The 15,457-nt window shown below is 61.5% G+C and carries 11 protein-coding genes and 1 pseudogene; 10 read left to right on the top strand and 2 right to left on the bottom strand.

The window, feature by feature from the left end; all coding sequences use genetic code 11:
- The first annotated feature begins 150 nt into the window (after positions 1–150).
- Positions 151–1,629 (top strand): mannitol dehydrogenase family protein, encoded by a 1,479-nt coding sequence (locus GGQ99_RS13650; protein ID WP_183262960.1) that lies wholly within the window; start codon positions 151–153, stop codon positions 1,627–1,629.
- A 159-nt stretch (positions 1,630–1,788) separates the two neighbouring features.
- Complete coding sequence (locus GGQ99_RS13645) at positions 1,789–3,360, top strand: FGGY-family carbohydrate kinase (RefSeq protein ID WP_183262959.1); 1,572 nt, start codon at positions 1,789–1,791, stop codon at positions 3,358–3,360.
- A gap of 31 nt (positions 3,361–3,391) precedes the next feature.
- Here GGQ99_RS13645 and GGQ99_RS13640 read toward each other — a convergent pair whose 3' ends face one another.
- The gene (locus GGQ99_RS13640) at positions 3,392–3,976 is read right to left on the bottom strand and encodes a hypothetical protein (RefSeq protein WP_183262958.1); all 585 of its coding nucleotides are present in this window, start codon (positions 3,974–3,976) and stop codon (positions 3,392–3,394) included.
- A gap of 256 nt (positions 3,977–4,232) precedes the next feature.
- Between GGQ99_RS13640 and GGQ99_RS13635 the strand changes: the two genes are divergently transcribed.
- The 8 genes and pseudogenes from GGQ99_RS13635 to GGQ99_RS26140 all read left to right on the top strand — a co-directional run.
- Positions 4,233–4,448, top strand: a complete 216-nt coding sequence (locus GGQ99_RS13635) for a RidA family protein (RefSeq protein WP_210307880.1) — start codon at positions 4,233–4,235, stop codon at positions 4,446–4,448.
- Between the two features lie 227 nt (positions 4,449–4,675).
- Entirely contained in the window at positions 4,676–5,857 is a 1,182-nt protein-coding gene (locus GGQ99_RS13630; RefSeq protein ID WP_210307879.1) for a transporter substrate-binding domain-containing protein, read from the top strand.
- Positions 5,858–6,025: 168 nt separating this feature from the next.
- The gene (locus tag GGQ99_RS13625) at positions 6,026–6,565 is read left to right on the top strand and encodes an ANTAR domain-containing response regulator (RefSeq protein WP_159091511.1); all 540 of its coding nucleotides are present in this window, start codon (positions 6,026–6,028) and stop codon (positions 6,563–6,565) included.
- Between the two features lie 374 nt (positions 6,566–6,939).
- Entirely contained in the window at positions 6,940–9,015 is a 2,076-nt protein-coding gene (locus tag GGQ99_RS13620) for a hydantoinase/oxoprolinase family protein (RefSeq protein ID WP_343061729.1), read from the top strand.
- 42 nt (positions 9,016–9,057) lie between these two features.
- Positions 9,058–11,064, top strand: a complete 2,007-nt coding sequence (locus GGQ99_RS13615) for a hydantoinase B/oxoprolinase family protein (RefSeq protein WP_183262956.1) — start codon at positions 9,058–9,060, stop codon at positions 11,062–11,064.
- An 81-nt stretch (positions 11,065–11,145) separates the two neighbouring features.
- Positions 11,146–12,489, top strand: a complete 1,344-nt coding sequence (locus GGQ99_RS13610; protein ID WP_183262955.1) for a purine-cytosine permease family protein — start codon at positions 11,146–11,148, stop codon at positions 12,487–12,489.
- Between the two features lie 144 nt (positions 12,490–12,633).
- A complete protein-coding gene (locus GGQ99_RS13605) occupies positions 12,634–14,037 on the top strand; it encodes an NAD(P)H-dependent oxidoreductase (protein ID WP_183262954.1) in 1,404 nt (467 codons plus the stop codon).
- A 95-nt stretch (positions 14,038–14,132) separates the two neighbouring features.
- A pseudogene (locus tag GGQ99_RS26140) lies at positions 14,133–14,337 on the top strand (helix-turn-helix domain-containing protein); the annotation flags it as partial.
- A gap of 111 nt (positions 14,338–14,448) precedes the next feature.
- Here GGQ99_RS26140 and GGQ99_RS13595 read toward each other — a convergent pair.
- On the bottom strand, positions 14,449–15,357 hold the full coding sequence (locus GGQ99_RS13595; protein WP_183262952.1) for a LysR substrate-binding domain-containing protein: 909 nt from the start codon (positions 15,355–15,357) through the stop codon (positions 14,449–14,451).
- Positions 15,358–15,457: the final 100 nt, after the last annotated feature.

The following is a 15,457-nucleotide window of genomic DNA, read 5'->3' as shown; positions in this document are numbered from 1 at the left end:
GAGAGGAGCCGGCAGGCAGGTGAGGGGCAGCGCTGACCTTCAAGATTGATGCCGCCCCTCATCCGGCCCTTCGGGCCACCTTCTCCCCGTAAACGGGGCGAAGGGATCGGAGGCGCTTGCGCCGAACCGTGAAAAAGAAAGCGTCGAACCATGCCCGTGAAACTCTCCCAAGCGAATCTCGGCAGTCTCCCCGCCAATGTCGCGCGCCCGAATTACGAACGCGCTGCGCTCACGCCCGGCATCGTCCATTTCGGCGTCGGCAATTTCCACCGCTCGCATCAGGCTGTTTATCTCGACGAGTTGTTCAACTCCGGTGTCGGCCATGATTGGGCGATCGTCGGCGCCGGTGTCTTCGACGGCGAAAAGGTTGGTCGCGCCAGGCTTGCCGAGCAGGACTGGCTCACCACTGTAGTCGAGCAGGACAGCGGCCATATGAGCGCGCGGGTCACCGCGGTGATGATCGACTTCTTGATGCCCGGCGATGCTGCAGCCATCATCGAGCGCCTTTCCGATCCGGCGATCCGCATCGTTTCGCTGACCATCACCGAAGGCGGCTATTTCATCGATCCGGCCTCGGGGCTCTTCAATCCGACCCACCCCGATATCGTCGCCGATGCGCAGAACCTGGGCACGCCGAAGTCCGTGTTCGGCATCATCCTCGCCGGCTTGATCCGTCGCCGCCAGGACGGCATCGTGCCCTTCACCGTCATGTCCTGCGACAACATTCCCGGCAACGGCCATGTCGCGTCGGATGCGACGATCGGTCTTGCCCGGCTGGTCGACGAGACGCTCGCTGATTGGGTCCGCGACAACGTTGCATTCCCCAACAGCATGGTCGACCGCATCACGCCCGCAACCACCGACCGCGAGCGCGGCATCCTTGCAGCCGCATTCGGCGTCGACGACAACTGGCCGGTGTTCTGCGAGCCGTTCAAGCAATGGGTGATGGAGGACCGTTTCACCGATGGCCGGCCGGCGCTGGAAAAGGTCGGCGTCCAGTTCGTCCATGACGTAGCACCCTTCGAACTGATGAAGATCCGTATCCTCAATGGCGGCCACGCCACCATCGCCTATCCGGCCGGGCTGATGGACATCCATTTCGTCCACGAGGCGATGGAGAACCCGCTCGTGCGCGCCTTCCTGGCCAAGCTCGAGCGCGAGGAGATCATGCCCACCGTCCCGCCGGTGCCGGGTGTCGTGATCGAGGAGTACTGCCAGCTCATCGAACGCCGCTTTTCCAACCCGAAGATCGGCGACACCGTGCGGCGGCTCTGTCTCGACGGCTCCAACCGGCAGCCGAAATTCATCATCCCGACCATCGCCGACCGGCTCAAGGCAGGCGGCGGCATGACCGGCCTCGCGCTCGAATCCGCGCTCTGGTGCCGCTACTGCTTCGGCACCACCGACTCCGGTGCCGTCATCGAGCCCAACGATCCCAGCTGGACCCGCCTGCAGGCGACCGCCACGGCGGCGAAGGACATGCCCCAGGCTTGGCTCGCCATGGAAGACATCTATGGCGAGGTCGGCAAGTCGGCACCCTTCGCCGCGGCCTTCGCCCATGGCCTCGAGGCGCTGTGGACTCTGGGGACCAGAGAGACCCTGACGCGCTATCTCGGCGACAGCCTCTGAGCCAGGCCGAGCCGCCGCTGCCCGCTGGCATTGGCCATGGCGCGCATATAGACTGCGCATCATGGTTTTGATCTCGGCGTTTTCAGACCGGTTGATCTCGCGGCAAACGCCGCCAGTCGGCCGCACGCGTGCTGGCCGCAGCCGGACATTGTCGTCCTGATGGCGGCCCATCTTTGCGCCGTTGATGTTGGCACCGGCAGCGCCCGCGCCGGCATTTTCGATCAGCGCGGAAAGCTTCTCGCCCGTGCCGAATTCCCCATCGTCATGAACCGATCGGCGGCGGGCCATTGCGAGCACGATTCCGAAGACATCTGGCAGGCGGCTTGCGCCGCGGTGCGCGCGGCGCGCGTGTCCGCCGATGTCGAGCCGGCCGACGTCGCCGGCATCAGCTTCGACGCGACCTGCTCGACCGTATTCAGGGGCAGGCGTGGCGAGCAGGTCGGCGTTTCCCCCGGCGGCGGCGACCGCTGGGACACCATCGTCTGGCTCGACCATCGCGCCCTTGCCGAGGCCGACGAATGCACTGCAACCGGCCACGAGGTGCTCGGCTATGCCGGCGGCGTGATGTCGCCGGAAATGGCGACGCCCAAGCTGATGTGGGTCAAGCGTCATTTGCCGGAAAGCTGGGCCCGCACCGGCCAGCTCTTCGACCTCGCCGATTTCCTTTGCCACAAGGCATCGGGCTCGCTCGCCCGCTCGCAATGCACGCTGACCGCCAAATGGACCTATCTCGCCCATGAGCGCGAGGCCTGGCGGCACGACTTCTTTGCCGCGGTCGGCCTCGCCGACATCTTCGAACATGCCGCCCTGCCCGAGCGCGCCAGCCCGGTCGGCACCGATCTCGGCCCGCTCACGCCGGCCGCCGCCGAAGCGCTTGGCCTGACCACCGCTTGCCGCGTCGGCGCCGGCATGATCGACGCCTTTGCCGGTGCCGTCGGTGTCATCGGCGGACTGCCCGGCATCGAGCGTCATCTCGCGCTGATCGCCGGCACATCGAGCTGCGTCATGGCGATGTCACCCGAGCCGCGCGCCTTTGCCGGAGTCTGGGGGCCGTATTTCGGCGCGGCACTGCCTGGCCTCTGGCTGAGCGAGGGCGGACAGTCGGCCACCGGCGCGCTGCTCGATCACATCGTTCGCTGGCATGGCGCCGGCGGCGATCCCGATGCGGCGCTGCACCGGAAGATCACCGAACGCATCATGCAACTGCGCGCCGACGAAGGCCTCGACCTCGCCGGGCGCCTGCATGTGCTGCCCGACTTCCACGGCAACCGCTCGCCGCTGGCCGACCCGCATGCGCTCGGCGTGATCAGCGGACTGACGCTCGATTCGTCCTTCGACAGCCTGTGCCGGCTCTACTGGCGCGCTGCGGTTGCCATAGCGCTCGGCCTTCGCCATGTGCTCGACGCGCTCAACGCCAACGGGTATGGCATCGACACGCTGCACGTCACCGGCGGCCACACCCGCAACCCGCTGCTGATGGAGCTTTATGCCGATGCCACCGGCTGCACCGTCGTCGAGCCGGTCGGCGGCGACGCCGTGCTTCTGGGCACGGCCATGGCGGCGGCGGCCGCAGCCGGCCTTTACCCCAACCTCACCGAGGCCTGTGCAGCGATGCGCCAGGAGGGCCGCGCGCGCCGTCCAAATCCTGCAGCGTGGCCGCGCTTCGACCGCGACTACCGCGTGTTCCTAGAAATGCACCGCCAGCGCAAGGCGCTCGACGAGCTCGTCTGAGGCCGATGCCGCTATCTGTTGGGCGCTTGTCTCATGGCGCGTGCACCATCTTGGTCGGCGTCTCCAGCAGGCTGAAGTCGAACCCGTCGCAGGACACATCCGGGTTTGTCGGACTGAACATGCCGAGCGGGTTGTCCTTGAACAGCCAGGCGTGCAGGTCATAGTGGAGGAAGTCCTTCGGGATCAGCGGTTCATGCCCCTCCATTGGACCCTGGAAGGGCTGGCCTAGCATGCTTGGCCGTTCCTTGGCTGCCGCAAGCGGGACGAGCCATTCGACCGCGACCAGGCGCAGCTTCTTGCCGTCGGGCTCGTAGATCAGCACGTTCGGACGCTTCGGATCCGGCGGGCCGCTGATGGTGACGTTGACGAAGTGGATCCCCATGGCTCCCTTCGGATACTCCATGTGCCCTTCGATCTTTTCGCCGCTGTAGTGAACGCACCCGACCGTCGAGAGATAGAGGTCGCGGATCGCATTGTAGGGGTCCTGGTATTTCTCCAGCGCCTGGCGAATGGCGTCGATTTCAGCCTTGTTCGGCTCCTCTGCTGGGGCCTGTCCCACGCCCCAGAAACCAGCCAGAGCAATGACTACGCAACACGCGAGACTTGCAGTCCTCATGGCAGTTCCTCCAATTTGTGTTTCGCGTAAAAGCTGTACAAATGGACGACGCCATGAATGTCGCTCCGTTCATTCCAATTGTAAATTCCTTGAAGCCGGTCGATGCGAGGGGCCGTACGGACGGGCCGGGGCGATCCGGCAGAAACGTGTCGCAGAACGCCAGCCTTGGAGGCTTCTCAACGACGCCTGCTGACATCGGGAAGTGAGCAGGCGCTGGCGGAGAGGGCGGGATTCGACAAGCCGCAGAAACCCGCAGATGCGCTACGTGCTGAAGAACGTGGCTGCGATCTGCGAGGCCACCGGCACGTCGCTCGAAAATGTCGTGCGCCGCGCCTGCTTCCACGATCGCGGCGACAGCTTCGCCGAGGGGATGGACGAATGGGCGGTGCATTTCCCCGGCCTGAAGCCGGTGTCCACCACCATTATCGTGGGCCTCAGGACGTACCCGGCGCGCACGCCCTCCTGGACCTGATCGCCTACGTCCCATGGTATGCATGCGGAGTGAACGCACCAGAGCCTCTCATTGCTGCCGGCGCAGAGGACTGCGCAACGAGTTGACTGGTGCCGTCGCATAAGCCAAGATCAGGGTGAGGATTGCGTCCTCACAATCGAGCAATGGCGCTCTACTGCGGTTTCTTCGCAGGGGGCGCTTTTTTGTTTCGAGGTTCAGGGCGCCCCCAGATCGGACGGCTCCCTGACATGCCTGAGGGAACCGGGATTTTGAGGGCGCATATGACCAAAGAACCGATCAGTGTCGGTGTCCTGTTCTCCCAAACCGGAGTAACTGCGGTCATGGAGCGTAGCATGCTGAATGCCACGCTGTTTTCGATCGATGAAGTCAATCAGGCCGGTGGGATCAACGGACGCGAACTCGTTCCGATCCATTTCGATCCGGGTGGCGACCCATTTCTCTATAACAGGCTGGCCAACCGATTGCTGATCGAGAGCGGGATCAGGGTGATATTCGGCTGCTACATGTCGAGTTCGCGCAAGGCTGTGTTGCGGGCCGTCGAACGGCGCAACGGGCTGCTCTGCTACCCGGCCCAGTATGAGGGTTTCGAATATTCCCGCAACGCAATCTACTGCGGTGCGGCACCCAACCAGAACAGCACGCAACTGGCAGAGTATTTGCTGAACCATGTTGGCCAGCGGTTCTACATGGTCGGTTCCGACTACATCTGGCCGCGCGAGTCCGATCGTATCATGACGGAGATGGTCGTGACCCACGGTGGCCAGGTCGCCGATCGCGGATACCTCAAGCTGGATGCGCCGCGCTCCGCCTACAAAAAGCTGGTTGCCGATATCAAGCGCAGCCGACCCGACGTGATCTTCTGCAATTTCGTGGGCGAAGGCATCGTCCACTTCTATCAGGAGTTTGCCGAGGCAGGGCTCGATCCCAAGACCATGCCCATTGCAAGTCTGACCACCAGCGAATCCGACATCCGGGCCATGGGCACCGAGGCCGGGGCAGGGCACATTACCTCGGCCACCTACTTCCAGGCCCAGTCCAGCCCGCAAAACGAGGCCTGCATGAAGCGCTATGCGGCAAGGTTCGGCGACGACATGGTGACGAACATGTGCTGGGAGGCGGCCTATTTCCAGGTGAAGATCGTGGCCGAGGCCATGTGCAAGTCCGACACGGATGAGGTCGATATCTTACGGCCGGCAATTCTGGGGGCCGAGTTCGACGCTCCGCAGGGGCGAGTGAGGATAGATCCAGACAACGCTCATACCCATGTGTGGCCCAAGATCGGTCGCGCTCGGACTGACGGCCAGTTCGAAATCCTGTCGGCGTCAGAATCTGCCGTTCGGCCCGATCCCTATCTTGCCAATTATGATCCGAACGAATGGGGGGGGAGGCTGGCAATACGTTCGAACTAGTCCGGTAGCCAAGAAACGGGTCCCGCACTGCTTATCGATGACGATGCAGCTGGCGCGGAAAGCCCGACGTTGCCACCAAGAGGAACGATGGTATCACGTAGCCCCCATTCGCCGAACGAACGATCGGCACCCATCCTGATCAAGGATCTCAGGAACCTTCGGGTCCTCTTGCTGCAGCCAAAAAGCAGCGAAGGCGAGGAGTTGTGGCAGCACCTGAACAGAATTGGCTGCCAGGTTCAGACCAACTGGCCGCCCCCGGCTGAAATACCGGCGAACACCGATGTGGTTTTCGTCTTCGTTCGCCCCATCGTCGAGGGCGACATCGTCCTGAACTGGAATGCAGACGATCCTCCAGCGGTCCTGATTGCCATCGTCGACTACGAGAATCCGATCATCGTGGAGAAGGTGCTGCGCCTGCGTGCCCAGGCAGTCATCGGCTTGCCGCTACGCACTTTCGGCATATTGGCCAATTTGCTGCTCAGCGTGAATAACCATAGGCGGGAACAACGATTGCGGCTGCGCGTCGAGCGCATGGATGCGAAACTGAAAGCGCATCGCGACATCGACAAGGCAAAGGCTATTCTCATGGCCGCCAACAACGTGTCGGAACAGGTCGCCTACGAGACGTTGCGTGAGCAGGCCATGAACAAGCGCACGACCATCGAGGCGATCGCCATGGCGGTGATCACCGCGCGGGACCTGCTGTAGGCATTGCCGATAGGGCAAAGTAAATTTAGTTTCACCTGAATCAATCCCTTGACAGTGCCGATATGTCGCAGTACCAATAGATCATCGCAACGTTGCGAAAGAAATTGAGCAAAGAAGCTCTCGTGGGAAATATGCCTGCGAGAGCTTTTTTGTTTCTGCTTTTTTATGAAGCATCCGATTTCGTCGGTTGCTTGAGCGTGAAGTAATAAACGCTAGCAACGAAGCTATCAAAATTCAAACATCAGGATAATGCGGAGAAAATCTGCATTGAGGTGATGTTTTACCTGAAATCCAAAAAAATCCGATGCCCGGAATTGAAACTCCGTGTCTGAAAGGGCGCGAAGTCTGCACGACCGTAACTGTATCGTCTGTTGATGGAGGAAGTGTCTATGACTGCAGAACCAACCGATAGGTCAATGGTACGCGTTGCCTGCGACGTAGGAGGCACGTTTACGGACGTGTGCGTCCTGAACGAGGCTTCCGGCAAGATACACGTGGCCAAGACGCCGACGACGCCGGACCCCATCGACGGCGTGCTCAAGGGGATCGAAGCGGGCGGCGTCGCCCTGCGCGATATCATCCTGTTTTCGCATGGTACGACGCTGGCGACGAACGCGCTGATCACCCGGCGTTTCCCGCCAGCGATCATGGTCACGACCAAGGGCTTTCGCGATGTCATCGAGATTCGTCGCGGCACCCGCGACGACCTTTGGGACACCTATAAGGAGATGGCTGCTCCCTATCTGCCGCGCCGCGACCGCCTGGTGGTCACGGAGCGCATCGACTACTCCGGAAAAGTCATCTCGGAGGTCAATGAAGCCGAGGCGCGCGAACTTGCCCGCGTGATCAGGAAGCGCAAGGTCAACAACGTTGCCATCTGCTTCGTGAATTCGTTCGTAAATCCCGAGAACGAGCAACGGATGCGCGACATCCTGCTGGAGGAACTCCCTGGCGTTTCGATTTCGCTGTCGAGCGACATCATGCCGGAAATCTTCGAGCACGAGCGCTTCAATACGACCGTTGCCAACACCGTGCTTGGGCCGGTCGCGGGACAATACGGTGCCGAGCTCGAGAGCCGCATGCAGGACGGCGGCTATAGCGGCGAGGTGCTGCTGCTCCACTCGGGCGGCGGTGTGATGACCGCCAAGGGCGCGACGAAGTTTGCCGCGCGTCTTGCAGCGTCCGGCATTGCCGCCGGTGCGATTGCAAGCCGCTTCATTTCGGAACTGGCAGGATACAAGAACTCCATCAGCCTGGACATGGGAGGCACCAGCACGGACATCAGCCTGTGCTCGGATGGCCATCTCCACGTCACCAACGATTGGCATGTGGAATACGGCTATCCGATCCGCTTCCCGAGCATCGAAGTGCTGACCATTGGGGCCGGCGGCGGTTCGCTGGCCTGGCGCGATAAGGCCGGGGCACTGCGCAACGGTCCGCAATCAGCGGGCTCGACCCCGGGCCCCGTTTGCTACAACCATGGCGGCACCGAGCCGACCAACTGCGACGCCAATGTCTTCCTCGGACGTCTCGGAACCAAGCTTGCAGGTGGCAAGGTCGAACTCGACATCAAGCTTGCGGAAGGTGCCATCAACCGCGTCATTGCCGAACCTTTCGGCATGGACACCGAGGAGGCAGCGCTTTCGATCCTCAAGGTCGCGAACGCCAACATGGCGGACGCCGTGCGCCTCGTCTCGCTGAGGAAGGGTTATGACCCGCGCGACTTCGCATTGGTCGCGTTCGGAGGCGCGGGCGCACTGCATGGCGTGGCACTTGCCAGGGACCTGTACATCCCGGTCGTTCTCATCCCGCCGAACCCTGGTGTCACTTCCGCGCTCGGCTGCCTGCTCGTCGACATCACCCACGACATCACGCAGATGTACACCGACACGGTCAGCGACATCGACATGACCGAACTCAACAACGCGTTCCGCGTGCTGGAAGAAGACGGCCGCGACCGCCTGTTGAGCGAGGACATCTCTCCCGACCGCATGCTGTTCCAGCGCTACATCGACATGCGCTATCTCGGCCAGTGGCGGTCGATGTCAATTCCGGTGAGTGCCGACATCACGAACCTGGATGAGGCGGTCAAGCAATTCCACGAAGAACATGGCCGCGAACACAACTACTCCAGGCCGGATGCTCCGGTCGAGGTGTGCCGCATCCAAGTGAAGGCCACCGGCCTGAACCGAAAGGCGGAACTGGCGAAACACGAGTTGCGCAAGGCTCCGCTGCCGGCACCGATCGGTCAACGGATGGTGCGGTTCGACGAGGCACCCCAGCGCATCAAGACGCCGGTCTACGACCGCTCGACCTTGCATGCCGGCGCGGTGGTGGAAGGGCCGGCGATCATCGACCAGCTCGACTCCACCATTGTCGTTCCGCCCGGGATCAAGGCCGAAGTGGACGAGTATCTGATCATCAAGATGCACGTTCCCCAGCTTTCCTGAAGACAGCGCCCATCCCCACACAATTTGTATTGGAGAATAGAAATGGCACTGAAAAAAGATCGCCGTACGCTCGATCCGGTCACGTTCGAAGTTCTGAAGAACGCTTATGTCAACATCGTCGACCAGATGGCCGAGCAGATCCTGCGGACATGCTACTCGTTCGTCATCTACTCCCGAGACTTTTCCTCGGCCCTTTGCGATCCGAAGGGTGACACCATCATGCAAGGCAGCGGCGACATTGCCGCTCACGTGGGCACGCTTCACCTGACTGCCAAGGCCGTGATCAAGAAGTTCGGGGATGACGTCCATCCCGGCGACGTCTTCGTCATCAACGACGTCTACCAGGGCGGCACCCACTTCAACGACACGCGCCTGTTTGCCCCGATGTTCTACAAGGGCGAACTGCTTGGCTTTGCTCAAGCCAACGGTCACTGGGCCGATGTCGGCGGTGCCGTCCCCGGCTCGTTCAACGTCAATGCCCTGGACCACATGGCCGAGGGGCTGCGCATCACGCCGGTGCGCGTCTACAGCAAGGGCGTCTATCTCTCGGATGTCGCGGAACTGATCGCCCACAACACGCGTGCGCCGAAGGACATCATCGGCGACTTGCAGGCCCAGTCGGAAGCATGCCGGCTTGCCGAGCGAGAGGTCCAGCGCCTGTGCGACAAGTACGGCGTCGAGACGATCAAGAAGTCGTTCAACGAGGTCCAGGACTACGTCGAGGACATGACTCGCCAACGCATCTCGGAGCTGCCGGACGGCACCTGGGAGACCATCGACTACATCGACGTCGATCCCGACGAAGGCGAAGGCCTGGTCCCGATCAAGGTGAAGATGACCATCGATGGCGACCGCGTCCACTATGACCTGACCGGTTCTCACCCCAAGTCCGTCGGCTCGTTCCTGAACTGCTGCTACGGAGGCGCATTCGCCGCGGTGGTCGCCGGAACCAAGATGCAGTCGCCCGACATTCCGATGAACTCCGGCTTCTACCGCGTGGTGACGGTCGATGCCGGTCCATTGGGATCGGTCGTCAACGCCGAGTGGCCGACGCCGGTTGCCGGCTTTGCGTCCGGCCCGTTCGAGAAGATCATGAATGCGGTCTTCGAGCTCTGGGCAGAGGTCCTGCCCGAGCGTGCCATGGCCTGCACCTTCAATCTCGACTACCTGCTCATCGGTGGCCGGGATACGCGCCACGAAGGCAAGCCGTACTTCATGTGGTACGACTGGATGGTCGGTGGCTGGGGCGCGCGAAACGGCCGTGACGGCTGGGCGGCCACTGGTCCGGTGTTTGGCGTCCAGCTCGGGACGCAACCGTTTGAAGGGCAGGAGCGCCTTTCCCCTGTCCTGACGACCTGCCACGAACTGATGGTCGATTCCGGTGGCCCCGGCGAGTTTCGCGGCGGCCTGGGCGTCCAGAAGGGCGGCACGCTCTACGCATGCGAACGCACCGTGGTGTCTTACTGCTGCGACCGTGAACGCTCGATCACCTGGGGATTGTGGGGCGGATTGCCTTCGATCCCGCACGGGGTGTGGATCAACCAGGGCCAGGAGAGCGAGCGCTATCTCGGCTCCCTCTTCTCAGGTGTCCCGCTGCAGCAGGGCGATACGGTCCAGCGCCCCTCGGCAGGCGGCGGCGGCCTTGGCGATCCTCTCAAGCGCGATATCGAAAGTGTGCTGAACGATGTGATCGAAGGCTACGTCTCTATCGGGCGCGCCAAGAAGGACTACGGCGTTGTCGTCCACGAGGTCGATGCCGATCTCAACGAGTACAAACTGGACGAACAGGCGACGCTTGCCGAACGCGCCAGGATTGCATCGCACCGCAGGGATTGGCTGAGCGAGGATGCCGAGAAAGTCGCGGCGCGCTATCGCGCCCGAGAACTCGATATGTTCGACCTGATCCGGCAATACGGCGTCATCGTCGACTGGGGTTCGGGCGAGTTGCTTCCCAAGACCACAGCCGAGTTCCGCGAGATGCTCAAGCGCCGGACCGTTCCCTACTGGACGGCGGGCCAATCCGCCGGGGCGACCTTGAAGGTCGCCTGACGCCATCAGGCAGCAAGCCCGGTAGCGGGCTTGCTGCCGCCTCAGCCAGTCGAGCCTAAAACAAGAAATCCGGAGGGAGCTATGTCTGGAAGTATCGATGTCGCAGGCGAATTGGACTATTCGCAACGGCCCGTCCCGCCAAGCGGGCGCATGCCGAAGCTCAATCTTACCATGGCATTTTGGGCGATCTGCAGTGCCATGTTCTTCCTGATCATCTCGGCAACGCTTGCCGAGATCTATGGTACCGCCAACACGATCATTGGCCTGATCCTGACCGTGATCTCGTATTCGGCCATCAATGCGGTGATTACGCGCTACGCCATCCGGTCGGGACTGTCCGTGTCGCTGTTTTCCCGATTGCTGTTCGGACGCTACGGGTCCGCAATCGCGACCTTCATCTACGCCGTCAGCAGCATCTATTACGCCGTGTTCGAAGGCTCGGTGATCGCCACCGCGGCGACCTATTATTTTGAAGGCCTGACCTTCGCGGTCGCGGCGCTGATCGTCTGCATCTACAGCGTGCCGCTGATCCTTGGCAGCGTCCAGCACTGGCTCGACAAGTTCAACGGCTACCTGCTGCCGCTGTATCTGCTCGGCCTGATGGGCACGGTGATCTACGCGATTTCCCACTACGGCTACAGCAACGCATGGCTCACCATGACGCCGGATGGCGGCGCTCCGCCCTATGGCTGGATCAACGTCTTCATCGCCTTCATGGGCGTCTGGTGGATGATGATGTGCACCTTCGACTTCGCCCGCTTCGGCAAGAAGGAGGACGAGAACTACCACGCCGTCTTCAACTTCGGCCTGCCGTTCTACACCCTCACCTATTTCGTGAACGGCCTGGTCGGCATCTTTCTCGTGCAGACGATCCCGCTCGAGGGCGCGACATCGGAAGTTTCCGTCGTCAAGGCCCTGATCGTGATGATGGGCGCTCTCGGCCTGTTGTTCGTCTGGATCAGCCAGACCCGTATCAACACCACCAACTTCTATCTGTCGACCGTCAACATGCAGGCGTTCTTCCGGCTGGTGTTCAAGCTTGAGATGCCAAAATATGTCTGGGCGATCATCGTCGGCGTCATCGTCTACTTCGTGATGCTCGCCAACATCTTCCAGTATCTGCTCGTCGCACTCGCCTATCAGGGGATCTTCGTGGTCGCCTGGGTCGGAGTTGCCCTGGCATACATCCTGTGTGGACAACATGACGGCACGGGTGAGGACGCCGCGCGGCCAGACGATGATTTCCCCGCCTACTATGCCCCCGGAATGATTGCCTGGTTTGGGGCGGTCGGCATCGGCATCGTGCTGCTCGTCATTCCGCAGTTGGAATTGCTCTCCGCGCCGGCGACGGTCATCAGCAGCTTCCTTCTGTTCTGGGCGCTGTCGACGCGAACAATGGTCACCGGGGCCGCCTATCAGCGCTGACAACCATCTGCCCTCGGATGCCGGCTTCTCCAGCACCCGAGGGTATTGCCGGTTTCCCACACCCACGTCCGGCATCGATGTCCTGATTGCCTGCAGCAACGCGCCACCCGCCGCGCTGTCTGCACCATGACCTGGAGACGCGCGATGAACCTGTATGCCAAACTCTGTGCCCTGGAGGCGCAAGGACGCAGCATACGCATCGGCCTGATAGGCGCCGGCAAGTTCGGTTCGATGTTTGTCTCGCAATGCCTGCGCACTCCCGGCCTTCAACTCGTCGCGATCGCCGATCTCTCGCTGGCGAATGCCGAAGCTGCAATCACCGTCACCGGCCATCCCAGGGAGATGATTTGCCGGCGTGGCATCGAGGACGCCGTTCGCGAGGAGCGCGTCGGGGTGACCGAAGATCCCCACGACCTGATCAGCAGCCCCTTCGTGGACATCGTCATCGAGGCGACCGGCGATCCGGTCGCCGGCGCGCTGCACGCGCTGGAATGCTTCCGCTTCCGCAAGCATGTGTTGATGGTGAATGTGGAGGCCGATGCCTTGGTCGGCCCGGCTTTGGCCAGGGAGGCCAAACGGGCAGGCGTCATCTATTCGCTGGCATATGGCGACCAGCCGGCCCTGATCTGCGAGATGGTGGATTGGGCGCGTGCTGCAGGGCTCCATGTGGTCGCGGCAGGCAAGGGCACCAAACATCGGCTCCATTATCATGCTTCGACGCCGGAGACGGTTTGGGACCATTACAGTTTGACGCAGGAACAAGCCCAGCTTGGCCGCCTCAATCCGAAGATGTTCAACTCGTTCCTGGACGGAACGAAGTCGGCTTTGGAAATGGCGGCCGTGGCGAACGCGACCGGGCTCGATGCCCCGGTTGATGGTCTGCGGTTTCCCGCCTGTGGCGTTGACGATATAGCCGAGCAGCTCAAGCCACGCGATGACGACGGCATGATCTCCCGGACAGGTCGGGTGGAAGTCGTCTCATCCGTGTTTGCCGACGGGCACGAGGTGCCGCGCCATCTCAGATGGGGCGTGTTTACCGTGTTCGAAGCGCCATCTCCCTATGTCGCGCGCTGCTTCAGCGAATACGGGCTCACCACCGATGCCAACGGACAGTTTGCCTGCATGTACAAGCCCTTCCACCTCATAGGCCTGGAACTCGGCATATCGGTGGCAAGCATGGCCATTCGGCACGAGCCCACTGGAGCGCCAACCAAGTTCCGGGCAGACGTTGTCGCCGTTGCAAAGCGCGACCTGGCAGCAGGGGAAGTCCTCGACGGAGAGGGAGGCTTCTGCGTCTGGGGCAAGCTGACGACAGCCGCCCGCAGCATCGAGATGGGATATCTGCCAATCGCGCTGGCCAGCAACGTGCGCCTCAAGTCGCCAGTGGCGGAGGGGAGCAACCTGCGCTGGTCGGATGTTGAAGACCCGATCCAATCGCCGGTTATCGAGCTCCGTCAAAAGATGGAGCGCGCGAGCCGCGCAAATGGCACGTGCAGCAAGCCTTCCGGTACCGACGTCAATGCAACGCTGATCGGAGATGTCAGGTGAAAAGGACAGCCCTCGACCTTTGCGTCCATCCGCGGAAACGCAGCCTCGAGCCGCCGAGCCTGTGGACTGATGCGCAAGCCGAGCAGTACCCGGCAGGGAATTTTCTTGAGGTTTCGATTGGACGAGAGGTCAGGGCCTGCCGCAGAAAACTTGGCATGACGCTGGTGGAACTCGCGCGAGCCGCCGGACTGTCGCTCGGCATGATGTCCAAGATCGAGAATGGGATCATATCCGCGTCGCTATCGACGTTGCAGGCCCTCTCTCGGGCGCTGGGCGTTCCACTCACCTCGCTGTTGAGGCCCTTCGCGGACTTTCAGCAGGAAGCCCTGCTTGCAGATCGGGCAATGGGCGTCCACATCGAATGAGAGGCTGTCGCTTTCCGTCGCACTTCTATCGGACGACGACATCAACTCAGTCTTCACGCTGAACCTGGCCGATCAGCCATGAAACGAAGTTTCGGGCAATCGGCGACGACATTTTCGATTCGGGAACGACCACATAGTATGAATTCTCAGTTTTCATAGGTAAATCGACGACCACCTGCAACGCCCCCGACTTCAACTCCTGTTCGATCAAATAGCGTGGCAGCAATGCATAACCCATGCCGGCCGTGGCGGCTTCAATAATCATTGAGAATTGATCGAAACGATGGCCGCGATAAGCCATTTCCGGTGACAAGTCAGTGTGTTCAAACCACTGACCCCAGAGTTTCGGGCGCGTTGCAAGATGAAGCAGTGGCTTATCGACCAGGTCGGCTGGCGTGATTGCTGCACCTTGTCCCGCCAGCTTTCGACTGGGACTGGCTACCGGTAGGATGGATTCGTTGCAGAGATAGGTGCAGGTCCCGCGTGCCCAGACAGGCTGTCCGTAGTGGATGGCCAGTTCGAAATTTTCGTCTTCGAAGTCGAACGGTGCCGACCGCGAGCCGACATTGAAAACCGTATCAGGATACAGGCTCAGGAACTCGGGCAGCCGCGGGCTGAGCCAGCGACTGCCGAATGTCGGCAAGGTGGCTATGCTGAGGCTTGAGCCGGCTTCTGCAGAAGACATTGTCCTCAGCATCGTCTCTTCGGTCTGCTGGAGGAGCTTCCGCGCCTCCGGCAGGAAGCGCTGACCCGATGCGGACAGCACCACGCGTTGACGGATGCGCTCGAAAAGCCGCGTGCCTAGATGATTTTCCAAGTCCTTGATCTGTCGGCTGATGGCGCTCTGCGTCAGGTTGAGTTCGCGGCCTGCCTGCGTGAAGCTCTGATGTCGGGCTGCACATTCGAAAGCCTGGATCGCGACCAGGTCCGGAATCAGTTTTCTACTCAATGTCATGCCTAATCCGCATCAACCTAGTCGAACTCATCACGATCTTAAGACCCGGAAATCAAGTATCACGGTTTCAGGAATGATCTACCTGTTCTTAAGTCGGGAC

It is taken from the genome of Aminobacter niigataensis, from assembly GCF_014200015.1.
GTDB classification, from domain to species: domain Bacteria; phylum Pseudomonadota; class Alphaproteobacteria; order Rhizobiales; family Rhizobiaceae; genus Aminobacter; species Aminobacter niigataensis.
This window is presented reverse-complemented; position numbering and strand designations above follow the sequence as displayed.